Here is a 5,761-nt window from a genome sequence, read left to right as displayed (position 1 = left end):
GCCGGGCGGGGCCCCTTTTTCACGTACTACGAGATCAGACGCTTCGGAAGGCGAGGGTCACGTTGTGGCCGCCGAAGCCGAAGGAGTTGTTGATCGCGGAGATCGGGCCGTCGGCCGGCAGCTTGCGCGGCTCGTCGCGCACGATGTCCGCGTCGATGTCGTCGTCAAGGTCGTCGCAGTTGATCGTCGGCGGGGCCAGCCGGTGGTACAGCGCCAGCACGGTCGCGACGGTCTCGATACCGCCGGCGCCACCGAGCAGGTGACCCGTCATCGACTTGGTCGCGGAGATCGCGATGTGGTCGAGGTCGTCGCCCAGCACCTTGCGCAGGGCCTTCAGCTCGGCCGTGTCACCCTGCGGGGTGGACGTGGCGTGCGCGTTCACGTGGACCAGCTCGGCCGGGTCGAGACCCGTGTTGTCGAGCAGGTTCTGCACGGCGGCCGCGACACCACGACCCGTCGGCTCCGGCTGCGCGATGTGGTGGCTGTCCGCGGACAGACCCTGACCCAGCACCTCGCAGTAGACCCGGGCGCCACGCGCGGCGGCGTGCTCGGCGGACTCCAGGACGACGACGCCCGCGCCCTCGCCCAGTACGAAGCCGTCACGGGCCTTGTCGTACGGACGGGAGGCCGTGGTCGGGTTCTCGTTGTTCTTGGACATCGCCATCATGTTGGCGAACGCGGCGATCGGCAGCGGGTGGATCGCCGCCTCGGTGCCGCCCGCGACGACCACGTCGGCACGGCCGGTGCGGATCATCTCGACGGCGTAGCCGATGGCCTCGGCGCCGGAGGCGCAGGCGCTGACCGGAGTGTGCACGCCCGCGCGGGCGTTGACCTCCAGGCCGACGTTGGCCGAGGGGCCGTTCGGCATGAGCATGGGGACGGTGTGCGGGGAGACCCGGCGCACACCCTTTTCCTTCAGTACGTCGTACTGGTCGAGCAGGGTCGTCACGCCGCCGATACCGGAGGCGATGACGGTGCCCAGGCGCTCGGGGACGATCGACTCGTCCTCGCCCGCCGGGGCGGTGTAACCCGCGTCGGCCCAGGCCTCACGGGCCGCGATGACGGCGAACTGCGCCGAGCGGTCGAGCTTGCGGGCCAGCGGGCGAGGCAGGACCTCGCTCGGGTCCACGGCGACCGGGGCGGCGATACGGACCGGGAGTTCGGCGAAGCGCTCACCCTCGAGGGGCTTCACGCCGGAACGGCCGGCAAGCAGACCTTCCCAGGTCGAAGCGCTGTCGCCACCCAGCGGAGTGGTTGCGCCGATACCGGTGACGACCACGGTGCGATTGGTCGGGCTCACAGGAATTCTTTCTCCACGTCTCAGGGGGTGCTGAATTGTCACGGCGCCACCGCCAGGTGGCGACAAACGCTCGTCAGGCTCAGGCCTGGTGCTTGAGGATGTAGTCAGCGGCGTCGCCGACCGTCTTGAGGTTCTTGACGTCCTCGTCCGGGATCTTGACGTCGAAGCGCTCTTCGGCGGCGACGACGACCTCGACCATGGACAGCGAGTCGACGTCCAGGTCGTCGGTGAAGGACTTCTCGATCTCGACGTCCTCGACCGGGATGCCCGCGATCTCGTTGACGATCTCCGCGAGACCCTCGACGATCTCTTCCTGCGTGGCGGCCATGTGGCGCTCCTTCTATAGCTACTGAGGTGGAACAGGGCGGGAAACGGATCCCGGCCCTAGGGGAGGGTAACGACCGTCGCGGCGTAGACGAGTCCCGCCCCGAAGCCGATGACGAGCGCGGTGTCGCCGCTCTTCGCCGCTCCGGTCGCCAGGAGCCGCTCCATGGCGAGCGGGATCGAGGCGGCCGAGGTGTTGCCGGTGGTCTCCACGTCACGGGCGACCGTCACGTGCTCCGGCAGCTTCAGAGTCTTCACCATCGAGTCGATGATCCGCATGTTTGCCTGGTGCGGAATGAAGACGTCCAGGTCGTCGGCGGTGATCCCGGCGGCGTCGAGCGCCTGCTGGGCCACCTTGGCCATCTCGAAGACGGCCCAGCGGAAGACCGCCTGACCCTCCTGCGTGATGGCCGGGAACTTCTCGCCGCCGTTCTTGCCCGTGTACTCGTCCCACGGCACGGTCTGCTTGATGGTCTCGGACTTGTCGCCCTCCGAACCCCACACCGTGGGGCCGATGGCCGGCTCGTCCGAGGGGCCGACGACCACGGCGCCGGCACCGTCGCCGAACAGGAAGGCCGTCGCGCGGTCCTCCAGGTCGGTCAGGTCCGAGAGCCGCTCCACGCCGATGACGAGCACGTACTCCGCCGAACCCTCGACGACCATGCCCTTGGCCAGGGTCAGGGCGTAGCCGAACCCGGCGCAGCCGGCGGAGATGTCGAAGGCGGCGGGCTTGACCGCGCCGACCCGGTGCGCGATGTCGGTCGCGACGGCGGGGGTCTGCTTGAAGTGCGAGACCGTCGAGACGATCACCGCACCGATCTGCTCGGGCGAGACGCCGGCATCGGCCAGCGCCTTCCCGGAGGCCTCCACCGACATCGCGGCGACGGTCTCCTCGGGCGAGGCCCAGTGACGCGTCGCGATGCCGGAACGGGAGCGGATCCACTCGTCGGACGAGTCGATCGTCTCCAGGATGACCTCGTTGGGCACCACACGGGCCGGACGGTAACCGCCGACGCCGAGGATGCGGGCGTACGGGGAGCCCTTGGCCGGCTTGATCTTGGACATGCTGTGTGGGCTCCTTCGCTCAGGCCGACTGCTCGGCGACGAGCGCCGCGGCCTTGTCGAGATCGTCCGGCGTCTTCAGGGCCACGCTCGGCACGCCCTTCAGCGCGCGCTTGGCCAGGCCCGTGAGGGTGCCGCCGGGGCAGAGCTCGATGATTCCCGTGACGCCAAGCTCGCCGAAGGTCTCCATGCACAGGTCCCAGCGGACCGGGTTCGCGACCTGGCCGACGAGGCGGGCGACGACATCGGCGCCCGTGGTGACGACTTGGCCGTCCTTGTTGGAGACGTACTTCAGCGCGGGGTCCGCCGGGGAGAGGGCCTGCGCGGCCTCCGCCAGCTTGTCGACCGCCGGGACCATGTGGTGCGTGTGGAAGGCGCCCGCGACCTTGAGGGCGACGACCTTCATGGAGCCTTCGGGCTTCTCGGCCTCCAGGGCAGCGATCTGCTCCATGGTGCCGGCGGCCACGATCTGGCCCGCTCCGTTGATGTTGGCCGGGGTCAGACCCAGCTTCTCCAGGTGGGCGACGACGACGTCGCGGTCACCACCGAGGACCGCGGCCATGCCGGTCTCGGTGACCGCGGCGGCCTCCGCCATGCCCAGGCCGCGCGTCCGGACGAAGGCCAGCGCCTCGTCCTCGGACAGCACGCCCGCGTACGCGGCGGCGGTGATCTCACCGACGCTGTGGCCCGCGACGGCACCGAAGGCCGAAGACGAACCGAGCGCTGCAGCGGACAGCAGACCCGCGGCGACCAGCAGCGGCTGTGCCACGGCCGTGTCGCGGATCTCGTCGGCGTCAGCCTTCGTGCCGTAGTGGGCAAGGTCCAGCCCGATGGCGTCCGACCACGCGGCGACGCGGTCGGCGGCACCGGGAAGGTCGAGCCAGGGAGTCAGGAAGCCGGGCGTCTGAGCGCCTTGGCCGGGAGCGACGAGTACGAGCACCCTCACACTCTCTCTTGTGGATGGTCCCTGCCGCCCGTGGGGACAGGGACCAAGAACGGTCGGGGTAATTGTTGATGTCCGACAAAAGTCTAGGACTGAGGATCCCCGTCGGCCAGGCGCCCCAGAATCAGGGCGATCCGCAGCGTGAACGCCGAGCGGACATCGGAGGGCGACCAGCCGGTGACGTCGGTCACACGTCGTAGCCGGTAGCGCACCGTGTTGGGGTGCACGAACAGCATGCGGGCCGCCCCTTCGAGGCTGCTCGCCTGCTCCAGATAGACACTCAACGTCTCCAGCAGCGCGGAGCCCGCTTCCTCCAGCGGTCTGTAGATCTCCTCCACCAGCTGCTCACGGGCAGCGGGATCCGAGGCGATGGCGCGCTCGGGCAGGAGATCGTCCGCCAGCACCGGTCGCGGGGCATCCTGCCAGGCCGTACAGGCCTTCAGGCCGGCCGCCGCGGCCTGCGCCGACTTCGTCGCGTTCAGCAGGTCGGGCACCACCGGACCGGCCACCACCGGACCGGCCGCGAAGGGCCCGATCAGGGACTTCGCGACCTGCATCGGGTTGTCGCTGCCGCCCGCGATGACCACCAGGCGGTCACCGAGCACGCCCGTGAGGACCTGGAGCTTGTGGTGGCGGGCCGCGCGCCGGATCGCCTCGACCGTCAGCTCGCTGTCCCCCTCCGGCGCGGTGCCGAGCACCACGCACACGTGCTCCGGAGAGTTCCAGCCGAGCGCCGCCGCCCGCGACAGCGCACCCTCGTCGGCCTCGCCGGACAGCACCGCGTTGACGACGAGGGACTCCAGCCGGGCGTCCCACGCACCACGCGCCTCGGCGGCCTGCGCGTACACCTGGGCCGTCGCGAAGGCGATCTCCCGGGCGTACACCAGCAGCGCCTCGCGCAGGATCGACTCGTCGCCCGGGGCGGCCACCTCCTCGATCGCGGTCTCCATGACCTCGATCGTGGTGCGGACCATCTCCACCGTCTGGCGCAGCGTGATCGCCCGGGTCAGCTCGCGCGGAGCCGTCCCGAACACGTCGGTGGAGATCGCCTGCGGGGTCTCGGGGTGCCGGAACCACTCCGTGAAAGCGGCGATGCCGGCCTGCGCGACCAGGCCGATCCAAGACCGGTTCTCCGGGGGCATCGCCCGGTACCACGGCAGGGTCTCGTCCATGCGCGCGATCGCGTTCGCGGCGAGCCGGCCGGAGGACTTCTCCAGTCGGCGCAGCGTCGCGGCGTGCGGATGGGCGGGAGCGGGATGCGCGGCTTGTGTCGCGGGGGAATGCTCACGTTCGGGTTGGGGCACGTGACAAGACTGCCTTATCGGCGGGGCTGCGCGGAGTCCGGTCCCGTGCCCGCCACCGCGCCGGCGCTACCGTGGCCCCCATGATTGATGTGCGCCGCGGTGCGGACCGGTACGAGGGCGGGGACCCGGCCGCCGGGATCACCAGCCGCCACGCCTTCTCCTTCGGGTCCTTCTACGACCCGGACAACCTGCGCTTCGGACCCGTCCTGGCCTGCAACGAGGAGACCCTCGCCCCGGGCGCCGGATTCGACGAGCACCCGCACAGCCACACCGAGATCGTGACCTGGGTGGTCCAGGGCGAACTCACCCACCAGGACAGCACCGGCGAGAAGGGCCTGGTGCGGCCCGGGGACGTTCAACGGCTCAGCGCGGGATCCGGGGCGCGGCACGTGGAACGCAACGACGGCGCGGAGCGGCTGCGCTTCGTGCAGATGTGGCTCGCGCCGCTCACCGCCGGCGGGGAACCCTCGTACGAGGTGGTCGGCGGCATCGAGGACGGCACGCCCTACGAGATCCCCGCGGCCGGCGCCGTACTGCACGTCCGGCGGCCGGGCGCGGGCGAGCGGGTCCCCGTACCGGCGGCGGAGCGGGTGTACCTGCACGTGGTGCGCGGGGACCTGCGCCTGGACGGGGCGGAGCTCGGCCCCGGGGACTCGGTGCGGATCACCGGCGAGGAGGGCCTGGAGGTCACCGCCGGATCCCCGGGGGAACTGCTGATCTGGGAGTTGCCCGCCTAGTAGGGCTTGGTCAGGTTGATTCGCGTGCGGGTATGTCGCGGTGGCAGGTGGGGCAGGCGCCGGCCCAGGTGGCGAGGAGGATCCGGAGTTC

The 5,761-nt window shown here is 70.7% G+C and carries 6 protein-coding genes; 1 reads left to right on the top strand and 5 read right to left on the bottom strand.

Annotated elements, in window-relative coordinates; genetic code table 11:
* Nucleotides 1–34: 34 nt before the first annotated feature.
* The 5 genes from fabF to ACFV9H_RS40935 all read right to left on the bottom strand — a co-directional run bounded on the left by fabF (nucleotide 35) and on the right by ACFV9H_RS40935 (nucleotide 4,933).
* A complete protein-coding gene (fabF, locus tag ACFV9H_RS40955) occupies nucleotides 35–1,300 on the bottom strand; it encodes a beta-ketoacyl-ACP synthase II (RefSeq protein WP_385409024.1) in 1,266 nt (421 codons plus the stop codon).
* Between the two features lie 79 nt (nucleotides 1,301–1,379).
* On the bottom strand, nucleotides 1,380–1,628 hold the full coding sequence (locus ACFV9H_RS40950; RefSeq protein ID WP_385409022.1) for an acyl carrier protein: 249 nt from the start codon (nucleotides 1,626–1,628) through the stop codon (nucleotides 1,380–1,382).
* Nucleotides 1,629–1,684: 56 nt separating this feature from the next.
* Nucleotides 1,685–2,689, bottom strand: a complete 1,005-nt coding sequence (locus tag ACFV9H_RS40945; RefSeq protein ID WP_385409020.1) for a ketoacyl-ACP synthase III — start codon at nucleotides 2,687–2,689, stop codon at nucleotides 1,685–1,687.
* Nucleotides 2,690–2,708: 19 nt separating this feature from the next.
* A complete protein-coding gene (locus ACFV9H_RS40940; RefSeq protein WP_385409018.1) occupies nucleotides 2,709–3,626 on the bottom strand; it encodes an ACP S-malonyltransferase in 918 nt (305 codons plus the stop codon).
* Between the two features lie 89 nt (nucleotides 3,627–3,715).
* Nucleotides 3,716–4,933 (bottom strand): PucR family transcriptional regulator, encoded by a 1,218-nt coding sequence (locus ACFV9H_RS40935; protein WP_385409016.1) that lies wholly within the window; start codon nucleotides 4,931–4,933, stop codon nucleotides 3,716–3,718.
* Between the two features lie 80 nt (nucleotides 4,934–5,013).
* Here ACFV9H_RS40935 and ACFV9H_RS40930 point away from each other — a divergent pair, with 80 nt between their 5' ends.
* Nucleotides 5,014–5,670, top strand: a complete 657-nt coding sequence (locus ACFV9H_RS40930) for a pirin family protein (RefSeq protein ID WP_385409014.1) — start codon at nucleotides 5,014–5,016, stop codon at nucleotides 5,668–5,670.
* Nucleotides 5,671–5,761: the final 91 nt, after the last annotated feature.

Source organism: Streptomyces sp. NPDC059874 (genome assembly GCF_042731135.1).
GTDB lineage: Bacteria > Actinomycetota > Actinomycetes > Streptomycetales > Streptomycetaceae > Streptomyces.
The sequence above is the reverse complement of the archived record's forward strand: the minus strand, read 5'-3'. Positions and strand labels throughout refer to the sequence as shown.

Coding starts and splice junctions, on each gene's coding strand:
- ACFV9H_RS40945 (WP_385409020.1), bottom strand. CDS start 2,689: ATGTCCAAGATCAAGCCGGCCAAGGGCTCCCCGTACGCCCGCATCCTC.
- ACFV9H_RS40930 (WP_385409014.1), top strand. CDS start 5,014: ATGATTGATGTGCGCCGCGGTGCGGACCGGTACGAGGGCGGGGACCCG.
- ACFV9H_RS40950 (WP_385409022.1), bottom strand. CDS start 1,628: ATGGCCGCCACGCAGGAAGAGATCGTCGAGGGTCTCGCGGAGATCGTC.